A 17,723-nucleotide genomic window follows, 5' to 3' on the forward strand; every position below is an offset into this window, starting at 1 on the left:
CGCTTTGCACCACAATCGCGCCACATTGTAGCAGGACGACAGCCATGACCACCTTACCCGCCGCCAGTCCAGAAGCGCTGGCCACCAGCCAGGCCTTATGCGGCCGCATCAGCCAGGCCGTCGCCGACGCCGGCGGCTGGATACCCTTTTCGCATTATATGGAATTGGCGCTCTACGCGCCTGGCATGGGCTATTACGCGGCCGGCAGCAGCAAGCTGGGCGAGAGCGGCGATTTCATCACCGCGCCTGAGCTGACGCCGCTGTTCGGCCAGTCGCTGGCCCGCCAGCTGACCGAGTTGCTGCCGCAGACCGCCGGCGCCATCTACGAATTCGGCGCCGGCACCGGCAAGCTGGCGATAGACCTGCTGGCCGAACTGGAAGCGCTGGGCTGCTTGCCGCAAAAATACATGATCCTGGACCTGTCGCCGGACCTGATCGACCGGCAGCGGCAAAACATCCGCGCCGCGCTGCCGCACCTGGCCGGCCGCGTCGAATGGGCCGATCGGCTGCCGGACGCCATCGACGGCATCGTCATCGGCAATGAATTGCTGGACGCCATGCCCTGCGAGATGGTGTTCCGCGACGAAAACCGCGCGCTGCGCCAGCGCGGCGTCACCATCCGCGACGGCGCCCTCGCCTATGAAGACCGCGATTTCGCCGATGCCCGGCTGGCCGAGCTGGCCGCGCAGCTGGTGCCGGACATTCCGCGCTACGAGACCGAGATCAGCCTGGCCAACCGCGGCTTCATCGCCACCGTCGCCGGCGCGCTGACCCGCGGCGCCATCCTGATGATCGATTACGGCCACGCCGCGTCAGAGTACTATCACCCGGAGCGCAGCATGGGCACGCTGCTGGGCCACTACCGCCACCACACGGTGCAGGACCCGTTCTACCTGCCTGGCCTGATGGACCTGACCTGCCACGTCGACTTCAGCGCCGTCGCCCAAAGCGGCATCGACGCCGGCCTCGACCTGATAGGCTATACCAGCCAGGCGCAGTTCCTGGTCAACTGCGGCCTGGTGGACCGGCTGCAGTCGCTGGACGCCAGCGACGTCAAAAGCTATCTGCCGGTGGCCAAGGCGGCACAGCGCTTGCTGTCGCCGCAGGAAATGGGCGAAACCTTCAAGGCGATGGGCTTCGGCAAGGGCGTTTCCATAGACTGGCTGGGCTTCGCCCGCGGCGACCGCTGCTACACGCTGTGAGCCCCCGCCACAATCCCGCAAAAGGCGCTTGACAGCTCCCGGGGCGCTGCGTATAGTTCGCGTCTCGGTGCGACAGCATCGAAATGTGGCGAATTAGCTCAGTCGGTTAGAGCGACGGAATCATAATCCGCAGGTCCGGGGTTCGAGTCCCTGATTCGCCACCACAGTTTGACGAGAAGACGCGCAAGCGGTTTCTCCACGGCGAATTAGCTCAGTCGGTTAGAGCGACGGAATCATAATCCGCAGGTCCGGGGTTCGAGTCCCTGATTCGCCACCAAATACAAAAAAGGCCAGCGCAAGCTGGCCTTTTTTGCTTTCCTAGCGGATGCCCATCCGAAAACCACAAAACGCCCCATCCGCCAGGCCCGCTTCGCGCAGCCGCATGCCCAGCCGGCTGAGAGTGGACAATCCAGTCCGCCGCGAATCTATAATTCAGCAATACCCCCATCCGCCAAGGCCGCCATGATCCGCACATTCCACGCCCTGCCCGGCAGCTTCCGATTGCGGCTGGCCGCCTTGTTTGGCGGGCTGTTCCTCGCCTCAGCGCTGCTGGCCGCGCTGAGCCTGGATCGGATGCTGTCCGACCGCATCATCCGGGACCAGGGCGAGGCCATGAACAGCTTGGCCGGCAACATCGCCAAAGCCATCGAGAGCAATCTAAAGGAAAGACACCGCGAGGTGATCCTGCTGGCGCAGACGCCCACTTACGTCCGAGCGCCGCTGGACGGCGATGACCTACGCCAGAGCCTGGAGCGCACCAAGCAAGCTTACAAGTATTACGCCTGGATCGGCGTCGCCGACACCAGCGGCATGATCGTCTCCGCCGCCGGCGGCATGCTGGTCGGCCAGAGCGCCGCCAAGCGCCCCTGGTTCATCCACGGCCAGCGCGCGCCCTTCGTCGGCGACATCCACCAGGCTGTGCTGCTGGCCAAGCTGATGCCCAACCCCGCAGCTCAGGGCGGCGAGCCGCTGCGCTTCGTCGACTTCGCCTCTCCGATCTACGACGCCGCCGGCAAGCTGCGCGGCGTGCTGGCCACCCATGCGCTGTGGGATTGGGTTGAAGACATCATACGCGAGCGGCTGCCGGCCAAATCCAGCCTGGAAACCTTCATCGTCGATAGGCAAAACAACTTGCTGTCGCCATTCGACGCGGTGGGCCGCGTGCAGGCGCCGGCGCCCATGCCCGCAGGACAACTCTTTCGCCTCGGCCCCTGGCCCGGCGGCGGCGGCGACTACCTGTACAGCGAATCCAAAGCCCAGGAAGCGGGGCTGGGCTGGCGCGTGATCATCCGTCAACCCAAACAACAGGCGCTGGCCGCGCTCAACCGCCTGCGCGGCGCCTTGATGCTGCTGGGCCTGATCGCCAGCCTCCTGCTGATGGCGGCGGTTTACCGGCTAGCCACCTCGTTCAGCCGCCCGCTGGAACAACTGGCCGGGGTCGCCGAGCGAGTCGGCCAAGGCGATGAGAATCCCGACTGGGAAATCCGGGGCGGCGCCCAGGAGTTGAACCAGCTGTCGGAGGCGATGCGCAACATGACCAGCTCGCTGCTCGCCCGCAAACAGCAGTTGGCCGACGTCAACGCCAATCTGGAGCAAATCGTGGCCGACCGCACCGAGCAGCTGCGCGAGTCCAACCACCTGCTATTGCGGAAGGCCGCGGAACTGGCGCAGCAGGCGCGCCATGACGCGCTGACCCGCCTGCACAATCGCATGGCCGCCAACGAGCAGCTGCAGGAGGAACACCTGCGCTATGGCCGCACCGGCGCGCCGTATGCGGTGCTGCTGCTGGATGTCGACCACTTCAAGCGCGTCAACGACACCTTCGGCCACGATGCCGGCGACCGCGTGCTGATTCACATCGCCGACACCCTGCTGAATTCGGCGCGCGCCACCGACTTCGTCGCGCGCTTCGGCGGGGAGGAGTTCCTGCTGCTGCTGCCGGAAACCGACGCCACAGGCGCGGCGGTGCTGGCCGAAAAGATCCGCGCCGCCGTCGAGCAATCGCAGGCGCCGGATGTCGGCCGGATCACGCTCAGCATAGGCCTGGCCACCGCCGACGCCGCGGACGCGCAGCCGGAAGCGGCGGTGAAGCGCGCCGATCTGGCGCTGTACCGCGCCAAGGCCGGCGGCCGCAACCGGGTCGAAGCCGAGGCGACGGCCTGATCCGGCCAGCTTATCCACAGCCCGGCCGCGCCGCGCGATTTATCCACAATCCAGCGCGCGGCGTCCGGATGAGCGATCAGCCGCCCGGCAGCGCCCGCTCCAGCAGATAGCCGACATCCACCGCCCGCGCGTCCAGCGCGCCCGCCACCCGCCCCCAGTGCCCATCCGCCAGCCTGCTGGCGATGAAGCCGTCGGCCACCGCCGCCGGCGCGCATACCCGCAGCAGGCAACCCTGGACGGTCAGCGCCAGTTGCTGGGCGAAGCGGCGGCCTAGCGCCTCCAGCTCCGGCGCGGACAAGGCCGCCATCGCCTGCAGATCCGCCAGCGCGGCGCGCAGGCGGCGATCGTCTCCGGCCAGCCCGGCCAACTCGTCCAGCAGCCGCTGCCAGGCCTCCGGCTCGCGCCGCAGCGCCCGCATCACGTCCAGGCACATCACATTGCCCGAGCCTTCCCAGATCGAATTGACCGGCGCCTCGCGGAACAGCCGCGCCATCGGCCCGGCATCGACGTAACCGTTGCCGCCGAACACTTCCATGGTCTCGCCGGCCAGCTCCACCGCGCGCTTGCATACCCAGAACTTGGCCGCCGGCGCGACGATGCGCTTCCAGGCCGGCTCGTCGTTTTCAAAGCCCTCGGCCAACCGCGCCGCCAGCCGCAGCGCCGCCTCGCTCTCCAGCGCCAGATCGGCCAGCACCGCGCGCATCAACGGCTGCTCGGCCAGGCGCTTGCCGAAGGCGGCGCGCCGGCGGGCGTAGGCGATGGACTGGACCAGCCCCTGGCGTATCAGGGCCGCGCTGCCGATCACGCAATTGAGCCGGGTATAGGCGGCCATCTCGATGATGGTGGGAATGCCGCGGCCGGGATCGCCGATCAGCACGCCCCAGGCGTCCTGGAACTCCACCTCGCTGCTGGAGTTGCTGCGGTTGCCCACCTTGTCCTTCAAGCGCTGGATCGCCACCGCGTTGCGGCTGCCGTCCGGCCGCCAGCGCGGCACGTAGAAGCAGGACGGGCCGCCGTCGCGCAACTGCGCCACCACCAGGTGGGCGTCGCTCATCGGCGCGGAATAGAACCACTTGTGGCCGCGCAGCGCGTACTCGCCGCCGCGCCCGCCGGCGCCCAGCGGCGTCGCCGCCGTGGCGTTGGCGCGCACGTCGGAGCCGCCCTGCTTCTCGGTCATGCCCATGCCCAGCCAGACCGACGCTTTGCGCTCGGCCGGCAGGTCGCGCGCGTCGTATTCGCGGCAGAGCAGCTTGTCGCCCAGTTGCGCCCACAGCGCCAGCTCCCGCCTCAACAGCGGAATCGCCGCCTGGGTCATGGTGGCGGGGCACAGGGTGCCGGCCTCCACCTGGCCGTGCAGGTAGAACCCGGCCAGAAAGGCGGTCCAGCGCCCGGGGCGCTCGCTATCGAACGGCAGCGACACCAGCCCCTGCGCCCGGTACAAGGCCAGCAGCTCATGCCAGGATGGGTGGAAATCGACGCGGTCGACGCGCCGGCCCCGGCGGTCGAAGGCCTGCAGCTGCGGCGCGCAGCGGTTGGCCTGCTCGGCCAGCTCGAAGGTCTCCGCGCGGCCCAATCGCTCGCCGTAATCGGCCAGCCAGGGCGTCGCCCAGTCCGCACCGGCGCGATGCAGCGCCTCCTTCAGCGCGACATCGGTGTCGAACAGACTATAATCCTGCAACTCGTCGTACTGATTGCTCACCTCGTGGGTCTGCCAGTTCATGCGCGCCGCTCCCGAATGACTGCGCCGCCTCGCGGCGGCGCTCAAATGAACGTTTGCTCCATCGCTTCAGCTTAGCGGACCGGGCCGCCGGCCGCAGCCGGCCCAAAGCGCATCAGCGCAGCGGCAGATGCACGTCGGTCAGCAGCAAATGCTCCGGCGTGTCGCTGGCCAGGTTCAGGTAGTGGAAATACACCGGGAAATCCCGCAGCGCCTCGCCGCTGGCCGGCAGCCACTCCCGGTACAGGTACCAGATCGTGTCGCTCAGATTGTGGTGCGATCCATGGTGGCGGGCCACCGCGCAGCGCCCGCCCGGAATCTGTTTAACGATCACGCCTTGCGGATTGGCCGGCACCGGCCCTGCGACGCTGCCGCAGATGTCGAAGCGGAACCGTTCCGGCTCCGTAGTTTCCGGATTATCGTAGGCGATGCCGTAGGTCTGGCTGCTGGCGACCGGCGACAAGCCGCTCGCCTTGCGCCACTCGATGAAGCGCAGCGCGCTGTCGTTGACCCGCTCCGGCGGCCCCAGGTGTTCCAGCGCCGCCACCATGGCAGGCTCTACGGTGATGATGTTGATTTCCATGCTGTCCATTCTCTCTCTGACGGGAGGCGTCATCCGCGCATGCCAATCCGGCCAATCCGGACGGCGCCGGAACTCGCTGGGCGAACAACCCAGCGCTTGCCGGAAAGCGCGCGAAAACGATTCGGGATTGTCAAAACCGCAGTCCAGCGCGATGGAGGTGATCTTGCGCCGCGGCTGAAACGCCAGCCAGTACGACGCCCGGCGCAGCCGCTGCATCAGGATGTAGCGGGCCACGCCCACGCCCAGATACGCTGAAAACTGTCGGTGGAAATGGAAGCGCGAGAAATGGGCCAGCTGGCTCAGGCGCTCGACGTCGAGCGGCTGGTCCAGATGGCTGGCGATGTGATCCAATACTTTTTCGAAACGCCGCGCGTAGCGGTCCGCCTTGTCCATGCTCGTCCTCCATGGCGGCCACTATGCGGGAATGCGCGAAAACCTTCTTGACGCGGCTTGCTCTATTTCACGCCGCGTCCGGAACCGGCGCCGGGCATGCCAGCATACAATACGCCCGGCGCCGGATGCGCCTCAGTCTACCGCGCGCGCCCAATCCTCGATCAGGCGCTCCGGCGTGCGGCAGGCGCGGCGCTTCAACACGAAACCCTGGCAGCGCTCGGCGAAGCCGCGGCGGTTTTCCAGCATGTCCTGCCGCATCTCGTCCAGCTCCGCGCGCCGGCACTGCTGCAGCCGGGCCGGGTCCAGCTCCTGTTTGCGCCGGGCCAGCTCCGGCCAGTTGCGCTCCGCCGCCGCGGCCATGCTCAGCAGCCAGCTGCCGAAGGTTTCCGGATCGCGCGGGCCGATGTCCTGCACCATGCCCAGCCGCCAGGCCTGGCGCGCGCCGATGGGCAGGCAGTCGCCGCTTAGCTTGGCCGCCGTCTCGCCGCCCACCGCGCGCGGCAGGGTATAGGTCCAGTATTCGGAGCCGTACAGACCCATGGTCGCATAATGCGGATTCAGCACCACGCCCTGGCGCGCCAGCACCACGTCGGCCGCCAGCGCCATCATCACGCCGCCGGCGCCGGCGTTGCCGGCCACGCCGGCCACCGTCAGCTGCGGCGCGGTGAGGATTTCCAGGCAGACGTCGTCTATCGCCTGGATGTTGCGCCACGCTTCCTCGCCCGGATGCTCCGCCGCCTGGATCACGTTGAGATGGACCCCGTTGCAGAAACTGCCGCAGCCGCTGCGTATCAGCAACACCCGGGTGTCCTGCCGCTTCGCCCATTGCAAGGCCCGCACCAGGCGCTGGCAGTGCTCGGTGCTGAGCGCGCCGTTGTAGAACTCGAAGGTCAGCTCGCCGACCCGGCCCACTTCGCGGTAACGGATGGGTTGATAGCTTTCCTCGCAGTGAGGGTGGGTGTCCACCGCCCACTCCAGCCGGGGCGCGCCGTCCAGCAGGCGGCCCAGTTCGTGGCGGGCCGGCCGCTTGAAGCTTTCCTCGCCCGGTGCCGGCTGCCGCCGCACCGACCCTATCCACAGGCTGGCGTCGCCGCAGGCCACCAGCACCGCGTCGTCGTGCACCGCCAGGATGCGGCCCGGCTCGCCGGTCCGGTGGTCGAGATGGGCGTCGCACAGGAAGTAGCGGCCGCCGGCCAGATCGGCCAACACGCCGGGCTGGCCGTCGGCGGCGTCGATGCGGCGCTTGATCTCCGCCGCCGGCTGGCGCCAGTCGAAGGCGCGGTCGGCCTGTTTCATGTTCGGCTGCAGCCGGCCGGCCACCTGCGGATCAGCGTAGTCGACGTCCTGCGGCTGGTAGCCGCCGGCGAATTTCTCCACCACGTCGCGAATGCAGTACATCGCGGCGTCGCTGACCGGCCCGTTGTAGAGTTCGGACTTGCGGATGCCCGGCGGCAGGTCGAACTCGCGGCTGGACCACACCGGCCCGGCATCCATCTCTTCCACCGCCTGCAGCGCGGTCACGCCCCAGCGCTTCTCGCCCTTCATGATCGCCCAGTCCAGCGCCGACGCGCCGCGGTCGCCGACAATGCCGGGATGGACGATCACCACCGGAAACGGGCTGTCCCGCCACAGCTCGGCCGGCACCCTGTCCTTCAGAAAGGGGCAGATCACCAGCTGCGGCCGCGCCTCCCTCACTTGGCGCGCCACCTCGTCGGCGTCGGTGAACAGCACCACGCTCGGCTTGTGGCCGGATTCGCGCAACTCCAGCCAGGCGCGTTGGGTCAGGCCGTTGAAGGCCGTGGACAGCAAAACGATTCTCAAGGCTTGCACTGCATTCTCCCGCGTATGGGCTCGGACAAGCGCCGCATGCTACGCAGAGGAAATTCAATACAATTTGACTGGGAACAATTTAAATGATTATCGCATAACAAACCTGACCCATTGGTCAGGCCGAGCGCCCCGCTTCGGCCAGCATGGCCTGTAAGCCGCCTTCCCGCCTCAGCCGGCCGGCCAACTGCAGAAACGCTCGCGCCGCCGGACTGGCCTGCTCCTCGTCCAGCATCACCAAGCCCACCTGGCGCAGCACCGCCGGATGCAGCGGCTTGCTGACATAGCCGATCACATAGGGGCGCAGCGGCAGCGACAGCTCGGCGACGACGGTGACCGCCTCGCCGCGCGCCACGGTTTCCAGCGTGCTGAGCAGCTGTCCGCAGCGGTAGCGGATGTTCGGCTGCAGCCGGGCGGCCTGGAACAGCCGGGTGACCAGCTCCGCCGAGCCGGCGCCGGTCAGGGCGAACGGCTCGCCGCACAGTTCGTCCAGCGTCAGGTGCGGCCGGTCCGCCAGGCGATGACCGGCGGGCAGCACCGCCACCATCTGGTCCTCCACTAGCGGACAGCTGGCGAACCTCGGCTCGGGCAACACCGCGAAACCGACATCTACCCGCCGCTCCAACAGCCATTGCAACACCTGGCTGTCCGTTCCCTCGTCGATATGCACCTCGATGCCCGGGTACTGTTCCCGATAACGGGCCAACAGTCCCGGCAGCAAGCGCATAGACGAGGTGGGGCCGAACGATCCTATGCGCAGCGTGCCCCGGCGCAGACCGCGCGCGTCCGCCGCCTCCTGCCGCATCGCCTCCGCCAGCCCCAGCATGCCGCAGGCCCGGGGCAGCAATTGCCGGCCGATGTCGGTCAGCTCCGCCCGGCCCTGCCGCCGCTGCAGCAGCTCCACGCCCAGCTCCCGTTCCAGCTCGCGCACCGCGTGCGATACGCCCGACTGTGAAATCCCCAGCCGGGCCGCCGCCGCGGTGAAACCCTGCATCTCGGCGACCAGGGCGAAAATCTCCAGTTGCGTCAGCGTCATCGATCCGCTCCATCATGAGCAATCGCTCATTTTACCATGACTCGCATTTGGCATAAGAATATGCCTGATAAAACTAACTCCCCAGCCCGCCATGGAATCCGACACCATGACCCAATTCGTCTACTCCGCCGCCGACGGCGCCTCCCAGATCTGGCCGGAAATCAGCGGCCACTTCCTGTCGCTGCGCGGCATCCCGGACCATCTGCAGGCGGACACCCCCATCCGGGCGGTCTACCGCCGGTTGCTGGTCGGCTTCGACGCCATCACCTCCTGCGAACTGAAGGACCTGTACAAGTTCACGCTCTGCCTGCAGCGACTGGCGCCGGAGGAAACCGACTGTCCCAAGCTTCGCCTGCTGGTGGCGGCGTTCCGCGCCTGGGTGAGTTTCGACTACCCGCGGGCCCGCCAGCTGTTCCGCCAGCACCTGGACGCCTATCCCAGCGACGTGGTGGCGCTGTTCTTCACCCACATGTTCGACTTCTGCACCGGCCACACGCCGGAATTGATGCCGGACCTGGAGCGCTGCGACCGCCACATCGGCGCCGACCATCCGCTTTACTCCTATTACCTGGCGATCAAGGCCTTTGTCACCGTCGAGTCCGGCCACCCGGGCCAGGCGCTGAAACTGGGGCTGGAGTCGCTGCGCCATCGCGCCGACAACATCTACGGCATCCACGCCGTCGCGCACGCGCTGCACGAGCAGGAGTGCTGGCAGGAGCTGTGCACCTTCCTCGAACAATGCAAGGCGCAGTGGATAGACAACGCCGGCATGCGCATGCATGTGTACTGGCACCTGGCGATAGGCTACGAGAAGAGCCTGCAGACCGAGCAGTCGGTGCGCACCTTCCACGAAATGTATGCGCTGAAGGACAGCCGCTTCGCCAAGCAGGATCTCGACGCCGTGGCCTTTCTGTGGCGCTACCGCCTCAACCATCCGGACGACTCCCGCTTCGACGACATCTGGCAGCAGCTGGCCTTCTTGTGGAGCGGCAGCATAGGCGCGTCGATGTCCCACTTCCACCGTCTGCACGCGGCTCTGGCCTTCGCCGCCAGCGGCCAGCCGGTGCTGATCGAGAAACTGATCGCGGAAAGCGACGGCTTCGGCCTGGACCCGCAAACCCACCAAACCGGCCTCACCGTGCTCAAAGGCATCCTGCATTTCGCCGAAGGCCGCGTTGCAGACAGCCTGCGCACCCTGCAGGCGGCGCAGCCGCATTGGAGCGTGCTGGGCGGCAGCCGGGCGCAGCGCGAGCTGCTGCCCCTGACCCTGCTGGCCTGTCAACGCCGGCAGGCCGGCCTAGAGGCGAACCATGCGCCAGCCTGAGCGCGACGCGTCTCCCCGGCTGTATCTGCAACTGGTGCTGGTGGCCGTGATATGGGGCGGCACCTTCATCGCCGGCCGCCAGCTTGCCGGCGGCCTGCCGCCGCTGCTGGCCGCCTGCCTGCGCTTCACCATCGCCAGCGCCACGCTGCTGGGCTGCCTGGCGCTGACGCGAACGCCGCTGGTCCGCCCTGCGCCCGGGCAAATGCTCAGGCTGGCGCTGCTGGGCCTGTTCGGCGTGTTTGGCTACAACCTGTTCTTCTTCTATGGCCTGCAGCACATCGGCGCCGCCCGCGCTTCGCTGATCGTCGCGCTCAATCCCGCCATGATCGCGCTCGCCTCCTTCCTGCTGCTGAAGGAAGCCTTGCCGCCGCTCAAGCTGGCCGGCGTCGCCTTGTGCCTGGCTGGGGCGGGGCTGGTCATCGTCGGCAAGAACCCCGACGCGCTGACCGCCGCGGCCGGCGCCGGCGGCGATCTGCTGATTCTGGGCTGCGTCGGCTGCTGGGTGGCGTACAGCGTAGGCTCGCGCGGCCTGTCGCAGGCGCTGGGGCCGCTGCAGACGGTCACCTGGTCCATTCTGCTGGGCACGGCGATGCTGTGGCTGGCCGCATGGCTGCACGGCGACGCCAGCCTCGCCGCCATCGGCAAGCTGGACGCCGCGCAATGGGGCGGATTGCTCTATCTGGGCGCGCTGGGCTCGGCGCTGGCCTATATCTGGTACTACGACGGCATCCGCCGGATCGGCGCCACCCGCGCCGGCGTGTTCATCGCCCTCAATCCGCTCAGCGCGGTGCTGCTGGGCGCCGGCCTGCTGGGAGAGCGCCTGTCGCTGGAAATGGCGGTCGGCGGCGCGCTCGCCATCGCCGGCATCGTGCTCGGCAACCGCGCCTCCGGCCCCGGCTGGCGCGGACTGCGGCCCTCCCGTTCCGCCTGAGCGCCGTTTCCGTTGCCAGCCCGCGGGCGGCAACGGATAATCGCCGTCCGTTTTACAAGGTGTGAACAAATGGATGAGACGAGCGTGCGCCTGTCCAAGCGCATGGTGGAGCTGGGCCTGTGCTCGCGGCGCGAGGCCGATGCCTGCATCGAACAGGGCTTGGTGAAAGTAGACGGCAAAGTGGTCAATACGCTGGGGGCGCGGGTGCGGCCGGAACAGCAAATCACGCTGGCCGGAACGCCCCAGGCTCTGGCGACGCTGCCGGTGACGATGCTATTGAACCGCCCGGCGGGCGAGGACGCGCCGCCGGCGCAGCTGCTGGGGCCGGACAGCCGCTCGCCGCAGGACGGCGCGGAACAAGTCTGGCTCGCGCGCCACCGCCAGCACCTGAGCGTCCTCGGCGCCGTGGATGAGCGCTGCCACGGCCTGATGGTCCTGACTCAGGATAAAAAACTGCCGCGCCATCTGGCCGAGTGCGAGATGGAATTCCTGCTGCAAGTGGAGCGGGCGCCGGCGGCCGACGAGTTGAAAGCCCGCGTCGCCGCCATCCGCCTGGACGGCAAGCCCTTGCGCCAGTGCAAGATCAGCCGCCAGAGCGACCACCAGCTGCGCTGCGCGGTTTACGCGCCGCGCGCCGGCTTCTTCGCCGAAATCAGCCGCCAGCTCGGCGTCAATCTGCAAAGCGCGCGCTGCATCCGCATCGGCCGCCTGGCCCTGGCCGGGCTGCAGCCGGGACAATGGCGCTATCTGCAGCCGTTCGAACGCTTCTGACCCTTGCCCGCGCCAGCCCGCCGGACTCCTCCGCGCGGGTTGCCCGCCTCCGGTTTTCCATTCGACGGCGATGCGCATTGCCCCGCCGGCGCGGGCGCTTCATACCGCATAGATCAAGGCGCGCGGCACGGCTTCGTGCCAAAATGAAAGTTGAATAAAAATAATAAATTTATCGGAACTCGGTTCCCGATATTCCGTCTTTATACCATCCAGCCATTCAACCGGAATTCCGCCCATGCCCCACGACACCCCCTTGATCACCACCATCGTCGGCGGCCTGGTCTTCGCCTTCGCGCTCGGCGCGCTGGCCTTGCGCCTCAGGCTGCCGCCGCTGGTGGGCTATCTCTGCGCCGGCATCCTGGTCGGCCCATTCACGCCGGGCTTCCAAGCGGATACCGCGCTGGCGCCGGAGCTGGCGGAACTGGGGGTGATCCTGCTGATGTTCGGCGTCGGCCAGCATTTCTCGATCAAGGACTTGATGGCGGTGAAGGCCATCGCTGTCCCCGGCGCGCTGGTGCAGATCGCAGTGGCGACGCTGCTGGGCATGGGCCTGTCCCATTTCCTCGGCTGGCCCTTGGGCGAAGGCGTGGTGTTCGGCCTGGCGCTGTCGGTGGCCAGCACCGTGGTGCTGTTGCGCGCGCTGGAGGAATACGGCTGGCTGGACAGCGAGGACGGCAAGGTGGCGGTGGGCTGGCTGGTGGTGGAGGACCTGGTGATGGTGCTCACCCTGGTGCTGTTGCCGGCCTTCGCCGGCGCGCTGGGCGGCGGCCAGGCTGCGCCGTCGCTGGCCCAGCTGGGCTGGACGCTGGCGCTGACCGTGGCCAAGGTGGCGGCTTTCGTCGCGCTGATGCTGATCGTCGGCCGCCGCTTCATTCCGTGGATGCTGGAGCTCATCGTCCACACCGGCAGCCGCGAGCTGTTCCGGCTGGGCGTGCTGGCCACCGCGCTGGGCGTGGCCTACGGCGCCACCCAGCTGTTCCAGATCTCGTTCGCGCTGGGCGCCTTCTTCGCCGGCATGGTGATGGCCGAATCGCCGTTCAGCCATCGCGCCGCCGAGGAGTCGCTGCCTCTGCGCGAGGCGTTCGCCGTGCTGTTCTTCGTATCCGTGGGCATGCTGCTGGATCCGGAAGTGCTGCTGAAGGACACACCGGTGCTGCTGGCCACCGTGCTGATCATCGTGGTCGGCAAATCGGCGGCGGCCTACGGCATCGTCCGCCTGTTCCGCCGCAGCCACCACACCAGCCTGCGCATCGCCGCCAGCCTGTCGCAGATCGGCGAGTTCTCCTTCATTCTGGCCGGGCTGGGCATGTCGCTGGGCTTGCTCAGCGCGCGCGGCCAGGCGCTGATCCTGGCCGGCTCCATCGTGTCCATCCTGTTCAACCCGATGATGTTCGCGCTGGCGGAGCGCTACAGCCGCCGCGCGGAAGCCGCGGCCTGAGCCAGATCGCAAGCGCCCGCCCGGGACCAGACCCCGTCCGGACGCCTAACATTTGGCCGGCTCTGACGCCGGCTATGATAGAATCGCGCGCAACGCGTTCAATTTGCTATGAAAAAACTCATCGCCACGCTGTGCCTGCTCTGCCTCGCCCTGCCGTCATCGGCAGGCCGCTTGCTGCCCGATGGCTTGGTCATGGGCAAGCTGGCCGGCGTCGACGACTCGGGCATCGAGTTCGTCCGCTCCGACCGCACGCTGCTGCAGAGACTGTCGGCGCTGATCGCCATCGAACCGCAGCATTTCGCGCTCGCCACCGGCCTGCGCGTATTCGATGAGCACAACCGCTTCCTGCTGAGCGGGCAACTGAACGCTCTGAAAGGCCGCGCCATCGGCGTGACCTTCGATCAGCAAGGCAATATCAACCGCATCTGGGCGCTGGGCGACGACGAGATCGAGGCGCTGAAACAGCGCCAGGCCCAGATCCAACCCTGAAACCGAATACGAGCTGGAAACCGAGTAGCAATGAAGAAGGTATACATCAAGACCTTCGGCTGCCAGATGAACGAGTACGACTCCGACAAGATGGCGGACGTGCTGGGCAGCGCCGAAGGCATGGTCAAGACGGACAACCCGGAAGAAGCCGACGTCATCCTGTTCAACACCTGTAGCGTGCGGGAAAAGGCTCAGGAGAAAGTGTTCTCCGACCTGGGCCGCATCCGCCCCCTGAAGGAAGCCAACCCCAACCTGATCATCGGCGTCGGCGGCTGCGTGGCCAGCCAGGAAGGCGACGCCATCGTCAAGCGCGCGCCCTACGTCGACGTGGTGTTCGGCCCGCAGACGCTGCATCGCCTGCCGGACCTGATCGAGAGCCGCAAGCAGAGCGGCCGCTCGCAGGTGGACATCTCCTTCCCCGAAATCGAAAAGTTCGACCACATCCCGCCGGCCAAGGTGGACGGCGGCGCGGCCTTCGTCTCCATCATGGAAGGCTGTTCCAAGTACTGCTCGTTCTGCGTGGTGCCCTACACCCGCGGCGAGGAAGTATCGCGCCCGTTCGAGGACGTGCTGACCGAAATCGCCGGCCTCGCCGCCCAGGGCGTCAAGGAAATCTCGCTCTTGGGCCAGAATGTCAACGCCTACCGCGGCTTGATGAGCGACGGCGAAATCGCCGACTTCGCGCTGCTGCTGGAATACGTGCACGAAATCCCGGGCGTGGAACGCATCCGCTTCACCACCAGCCACCCGCGCGAGTTCAGCCAGCGCATCATCGACTGCTACGCCAAGCTGCCCAAGCTGGTCTCCCACCTGCACCTGCCGGTGCAGAGCGGCTCCGACCGCGTGCTGATGGCGATGAAGCGCGGCTACACCGGCCTGGAATACAAGTCCATCATCCGCAAGCTGCGCGCGATCCGTCCGGACCTGTGCCTGAGCTCGGACTTCATCGTCGGCTTCCCCGGCGAAACCGAGGCCGACTTCGAGCAGACGCTGAAACTGGTGCGCGACTGCGAGTTCGACTTCAGCTTCGTGTTCATCTACAGCCCGCGTCCGGGCACGCCGGCGTCCAACCTGCCGGACGACACGCCGCACGCCGAGAAAGTGCGCCGCCTGGAAGCGCTGAACGAGGTGATCGAAGCCAAGGGCTTCGAGATCAATAAAGCGATGGTCGGCTCCGTGCAGCGCGTGCTGGTGGAAAACGTCTCGAAGAAAGACGCCGCGATGCTGGCGGCGCGCACCGCCAACAACCGCGTGGTCAACTTCGCCGGCCATCCGCGCCTGCTGGGTCAGACGGTGGACGTCAGAATCACCGAAGCCCGCCCGCACTCGCTGGCCGGCGAGGTGGTGATCAACGAGATCGCCTGACCGTGAACGGAGCCGGCTTGCTATGCAATGCGCATCGGGCGGCGTATGCTCGGCTGGTTCCGATACGGAGGATTTCAAGATGTTCGTCGTCTCGCTGACCTATACCGCCCCGCTGTCAGATGTCGACGCGCTACTGGATGCCCACGTCGCCTGGCTGAAACAAGCCTACGCCGACGGCGCCTTCCTGGCCTCCGGCCGCAAGGTGCCGCGCGAGGGCGGCGTGATCCTGGCGCGCGGCGAGCGCGCGGCGCTGGAGGCCCGCCTGGCGAAGGATCCGTTCGCCCAGGGCGGCGTCGCCCGCTATGACATCATCGAATTCGTGCCCGGCATGACGGCCGCCGGGCTGGAAAGCCTGAAGGAAGCATGAACGCGAGCGGCATCAAGGCCCTGCTGCTGGACCTGGACGACACGCTGTTCGACGACAGCCACGCCACCCATCAGGCGTTTTCCGCCTTCATCGGGCCGCATGCCGCCCGCTTCGCCGAATCCGAAACCGAGCTGCTCCGCCGCTGGCGCGTCTGCGTCGACCGCCACTGGCGGCGCTTCGAAGCCGGCGAGCTGACGATAGCGCAACAGCGCCACGAGCGGCTGCGCGACTTTCTCAGCCTGCCGCATATCGCCGAAGACGAAGCCGCGCGGCTGTTCCAGCCGTATATGGACGCCTACCGCCGCCACCGCCGGCTCACGCCCGGAGCGGCGGACTTTCTCGACGCCACCCGCCATTTGATCCGCATCATCGTCAGCAACGGCGGCGCTGAACAGCAGCGGGCCAAACTGGCGCACCTGGGCATCGCCCACCACTTCCGCCACGTGGTGACCGTGGAAGACGCCGGCGCCGCCAAACCGGACCCGCGCATCTTCCGCCACGCACTGGCGCTGGAAGGCCTCGCGCCCGAACATTGCCTGATGGTGGGAGACGATCTGGAGCGCGACATCGAGCCGGCGCGCCGGCTGGGCATGGCGGCCTGCCATGTGTCACACGACCGCCACGCCGCCGTTTTTCAACAGTTAAGCGAACAATTGCACACGCATGAGCACTAGCGAATCCCTCAGCTTCAACCCGGTGGACAACGAGCGTCTGGCCCGCCTGTGCGGCCCGCTGGACGAAAACCTGAAACAGGTGGAGACCGGTCTGGACGTCGTCGTCCAGCGCCGCGGCGAAGCCTTCCGCGCCCAAGGCCCGGCCGCCAAGCTGGCGGTGGAGGCATTGACCCGGCTCTACCTGCTGGCGGAGAAACAGGACATCTCGGTCGACGACGTGCAACTGACGCTGGTGGAGCTGCGCCAGCAGCAATCCGCCACCGAGCAGGAAGAATCGCCGGTGCTGGCCACCCGCCGCGGCGACCTGAAAGGCCGCACGCCCAATCAGTCCCGCTACATCAAAGCCATCCAGCAGCACGACGTCACTTTCGGCATCGGCCCGGCCGGCACCGGCAAGACCTACCTCGCCGTCGCCTGCGCGGTGGACGCGATGGAGCGCGACGCGGTCAAGCGCATCGTGCTGGTGCGCCCGGCGGTGGAAGCCGGCGAGAAGCTAGGCTTCCTGCCCGGCGACCTGGCGCAGAAGGTGGACCCGTATCTGCGGCCGCTGTACGACGCGCTGTACGACCTGATGGGCTTCGACCGCGTCACCCGGCTGTTCGAGAAGAACCTGATCGAGATCGCGCCGCTGGCCTATATGCGCGGCCGCACGCTGAACCACGCCTTCATCATTCTGGACGAGGCGCAGAACACCACGCCGGAGCAGATGAAGATGTTCCTGACCCGGATCGGCTTCGGCTCCAAGGCGGTGATCACCGGCGACGTCACCCAGATCGACCTAGCCCGCCATCAGAAGAGCGGCCTGGTGGAGGTGGAGCGCATCCTCGACCATGTGCGCGGCATCCACTTCCATCATTTCAACAGCAACGACGTGGTGCGCCATCCGCTGGTGCAGAAAATCGTCGACGCCTACGACCATTACCAAAGCAAGCAAGATGAAAAAAGCTAAACGCAACCCGCTGCTGGCCCGCCTGGCCGGACGGCTGGAACTGACCCTGGACGTGCGCAGCGACGCCGGCGTCCTGCCCGAGCCCGCGCTGATCCGCCGCGCCTGCCAGGCCGCCCTGCGCCGCGACATCAAACAAGCGCAGGTCAGCATCGTCATCGTCGACGCCGCTGAAGGCCGTCAGCTCAACAACGATTACCGCGGCAAGGATTATGCGACCAACGTTTTGTCCTTCGCGCTGAACGAAGGCGAGCCGGTGGCCGGCCTGCCGCTGTTCGGCGATCTGGTGCTGTGCGCGCCGGTGGTGGAGCAGGAAGCCGCCGAGCAGAACAAGGACCTGATGGCCCACTACGCCCACCTGCTGGTGCACGGCATGCTGCACCTGCAGGGCTTCGACCACGAAGAGGACGAAGAGGCCGAAGCGATGGAAGCGCTTGAAACCGTAATCGTTAAACAGCTAGGATATCCCGATCCCTACCACGAGGAGCACATCTAAG

At 67.2% G+C, this 17,723-nt stretch carries 16 protein-coding genes and 2 tRNA genes; 14 read left to right on the forward strand and 4 right to left on the reverse strand.

Going from position 1 to position 17,723, the window contains the following annotated elements; translation table 11 throughout:
- Positions 1–44 precede the first annotated feature (44 nt).
- The 4 genes from ACX17K_RS15775 (at position 45) to ACX17K_RS15790 (ending at position 3,365) form a co-directional block, all read left to right on the forward strand.
- Positions 45–1,202, forward strand: a complete 1,158-nt coding sequence (locus ACX17K_RS15775; protein ID WP_493775561.1) for a class I SAM-dependent methyltransferase — start codon at positions 45–47, stop codon at positions 1,200–1,202.
- Between the two features lie 87 nt (positions 1,203–1,289).
- Positions 1,290–1,366 (forward strand) — tRNA-Met (locus tag ACX17K_RS15780).
- A 36-nt stretch (positions 1,367–1,402) separates the two neighbouring features.
- Positions 1,403–1,479 (forward strand) — tRNA-Met (locus ACX17K_RS15785).
- 185 nt (positions 1,480–1,664) lie between these two features.
- Positions 1,665–3,365: a sensor domain-containing diguanylate cyclase gene (locus tag ACX17K_RS15790; protein ID WP_493775562.1), complete on the forward strand. Its 1,701-nt coding sequence runs from the start codon at positions 1,665–1,667 to the stop codon at positions 3,363–3,365.
- 76 nt (positions 3,366–3,441) lie between these two features.
- Here ACX17K_RS15790 and ACX17K_RS15795 read toward each other — a convergent pair whose 3' ends face one another.
- The 4 genes from ACX17K_RS15795 to ACX17K_RS15810 all read right to left on the reverse strand — a co-directional run bounded on the left by ACX17K_RS15795 (position 3,442) and on the right by ACX17K_RS15810 (position 8,921).
- Positions 3,442–5,085: an acyl-CoA dehydrogenase family protein gene (locus ACX17K_RS15795; RefSeq protein ID WP_493775563.1), complete on the reverse strand. Its 1,644-nt coding sequence runs from the start codon at positions 5,083–5,085 to the stop codon at positions 3,442–3,444.
- 112 nt (positions 5,086–5,197) lie between these two features.
- Positions 5,198–6,058: an AraC family transcriptional regulator gene (locus ACX17K_RS15800; protein ID WP_493775564.1), complete on the reverse strand. Its 861-nt coding sequence runs from the start codon at positions 6,056–6,058 to the stop codon at positions 5,198–5,200.
- A 132-nt stretch (positions 6,059–6,190) separates the two neighbouring features.
- A complete protein-coding gene (locus ACX17K_RS15805) occupies positions 6,191–7,888 on the reverse strand; it encodes a hydrogenase maturation protein (protein WP_493775565.1) in 1,698 nt (565 codons plus the stop codon).
- Positions 7,889–8,003: 115 nt separating this feature from the next.
- Positions 8,004–8,921, reverse strand: coding sequence for a LysR family transcriptional regulator (locus ACX17K_RS15810; protein WP_493775566.1), 918 nt, complete (start codon positions 8,919–8,921; stop codon positions 8,004–8,006).
- A gap of 106 nt (positions 8,922–9,027) precedes the next feature.
- On the opposite strand from ACX17K_RS15810, the gene ACX17K_RS15815 reads away from it, so the two are divergent.
- The 10 genes from ACX17K_RS15815 to ybeY all read left to right on the forward strand — a co-directional run bounded on the left by ACX17K_RS15815 (position 9,028) and on the right by ybeY (position 17,722).
- The gene (locus ACX17K_RS15815) at positions 9,028–10,245 is read left to right on the forward strand and encodes a tetratricopeptide repeat protein (protein WP_493775567.1); all 1,218 of its coding nucleotides are present in this window, start codon (positions 9,028–9,030) and stop codon (positions 10,243–10,245) included.
- Complete coding sequence (locus ACX17K_RS15820) at positions 10,232–11,176, forward strand: DMT family transporter (protein WP_493775568.1); 945 nt, start codon at positions 10,232–10,234, stop codon at positions 11,174–11,176. The genes ACX17K_RS15815 and ACX17K_RS15820 overlap by 14 nt, the downstream gene beginning before the upstream one ends.
- A gap of 69 nt (positions 11,177–11,245) precedes the next feature.
- A complete protein-coding gene (locus tag ACX17K_RS15825) occupies positions 11,246–11,947 on the forward strand; it encodes a S4 domain-containing protein (RefSeq protein WP_493775569.1) in 702 nt (233 codons plus the stop codon).
- Between the two features lie 235 nt (positions 11,948–12,182).
- Positions 12,183–13,385, forward strand: a complete 1,203-nt coding sequence (locus ACX17K_RS15830; protein ID WP_493775570.1) for a cation:proton antiporter domain-containing protein — start codon at positions 12,183–12,185, stop codon at positions 13,383–13,385.
- Between the two features lie 108 nt (positions 13,386–13,493).
- Positions 13,494–13,874 carry a hypothetical protein gene (locus tag ACX17K_RS15835; protein WP_231154868.1) on the forward strand — a complete coding sequence of 127 codons (381 nt, stop codon included), beginning with the start codon at positions 13,494–13,496 and terminating at the stop codon, positions 13,872–13,874.
- Between the two features lie 30 nt (positions 13,875–13,904).
- Positions 13,905–15,239, forward strand: coding sequence for a tRNA (N6-isopentenyl adenosine(37)-C2)-methylthiotransferase MiaB (gene miaB, locus ACX17K_RS15840; protein WP_231161348.1), 1,335 nt, complete (start codon positions 13,905–13,907; stop codon positions 15,237–15,239).
- A 79-nt stretch (positions 15,240–15,318) separates the two neighbouring features.
- Positions 15,319–15,606 (forward strand): YciI family protein, encoded by a 288-nt coding sequence (locus ACX17K_RS15845; protein ID WP_231154866.1) that lies wholly within the window; start codon positions 15,319–15,321, stop codon positions 15,604–15,606.
- Complete coding sequence (locus ACX17K_RS15850; RefSeq protein WP_493775571.1) at positions 15,603–16,280, forward strand: HAD family hydrolase; 678 nt, start codon at positions 15,603–15,605, stop codon at positions 16,278–16,280. The genes ACX17K_RS15845 and ACX17K_RS15850 overlap by 4 nt, the downstream gene beginning before the upstream one ends.
- Positions 16,270–17,229 carry a PhoH family protein gene (locus tag ACX17K_RS15855; RefSeq protein ID WP_493775572.1) on the forward strand — a complete coding sequence of 320 codons (960 nt, stop codon included), beginning with the start codon at positions 16,270–16,272 and terminating at the stop codon, positions 17,227–17,229. The genes ACX17K_RS15850 and ACX17K_RS15855 overlap by 11 nt, the downstream gene beginning before the upstream one ends.
- On the forward strand, positions 17,216–17,722 hold the full coding sequence (ybeY, locus tag ACX17K_RS15860; protein ID WP_493775573.1) for an rRNA maturation RNase YbeY: 507 nt from the start codon (positions 17,216–17,218) through the stop codon (positions 17,720–17,722). Before ACX17K_RS15855 ends, ybeY begins: the two co-directional genes overlap by 14 nt.
- Position 17,723 lies beyond the last annotated feature (1 nt).

This window comes from Chromobacterium sp. INPA-IVC, from assembly GCF_059047085.1.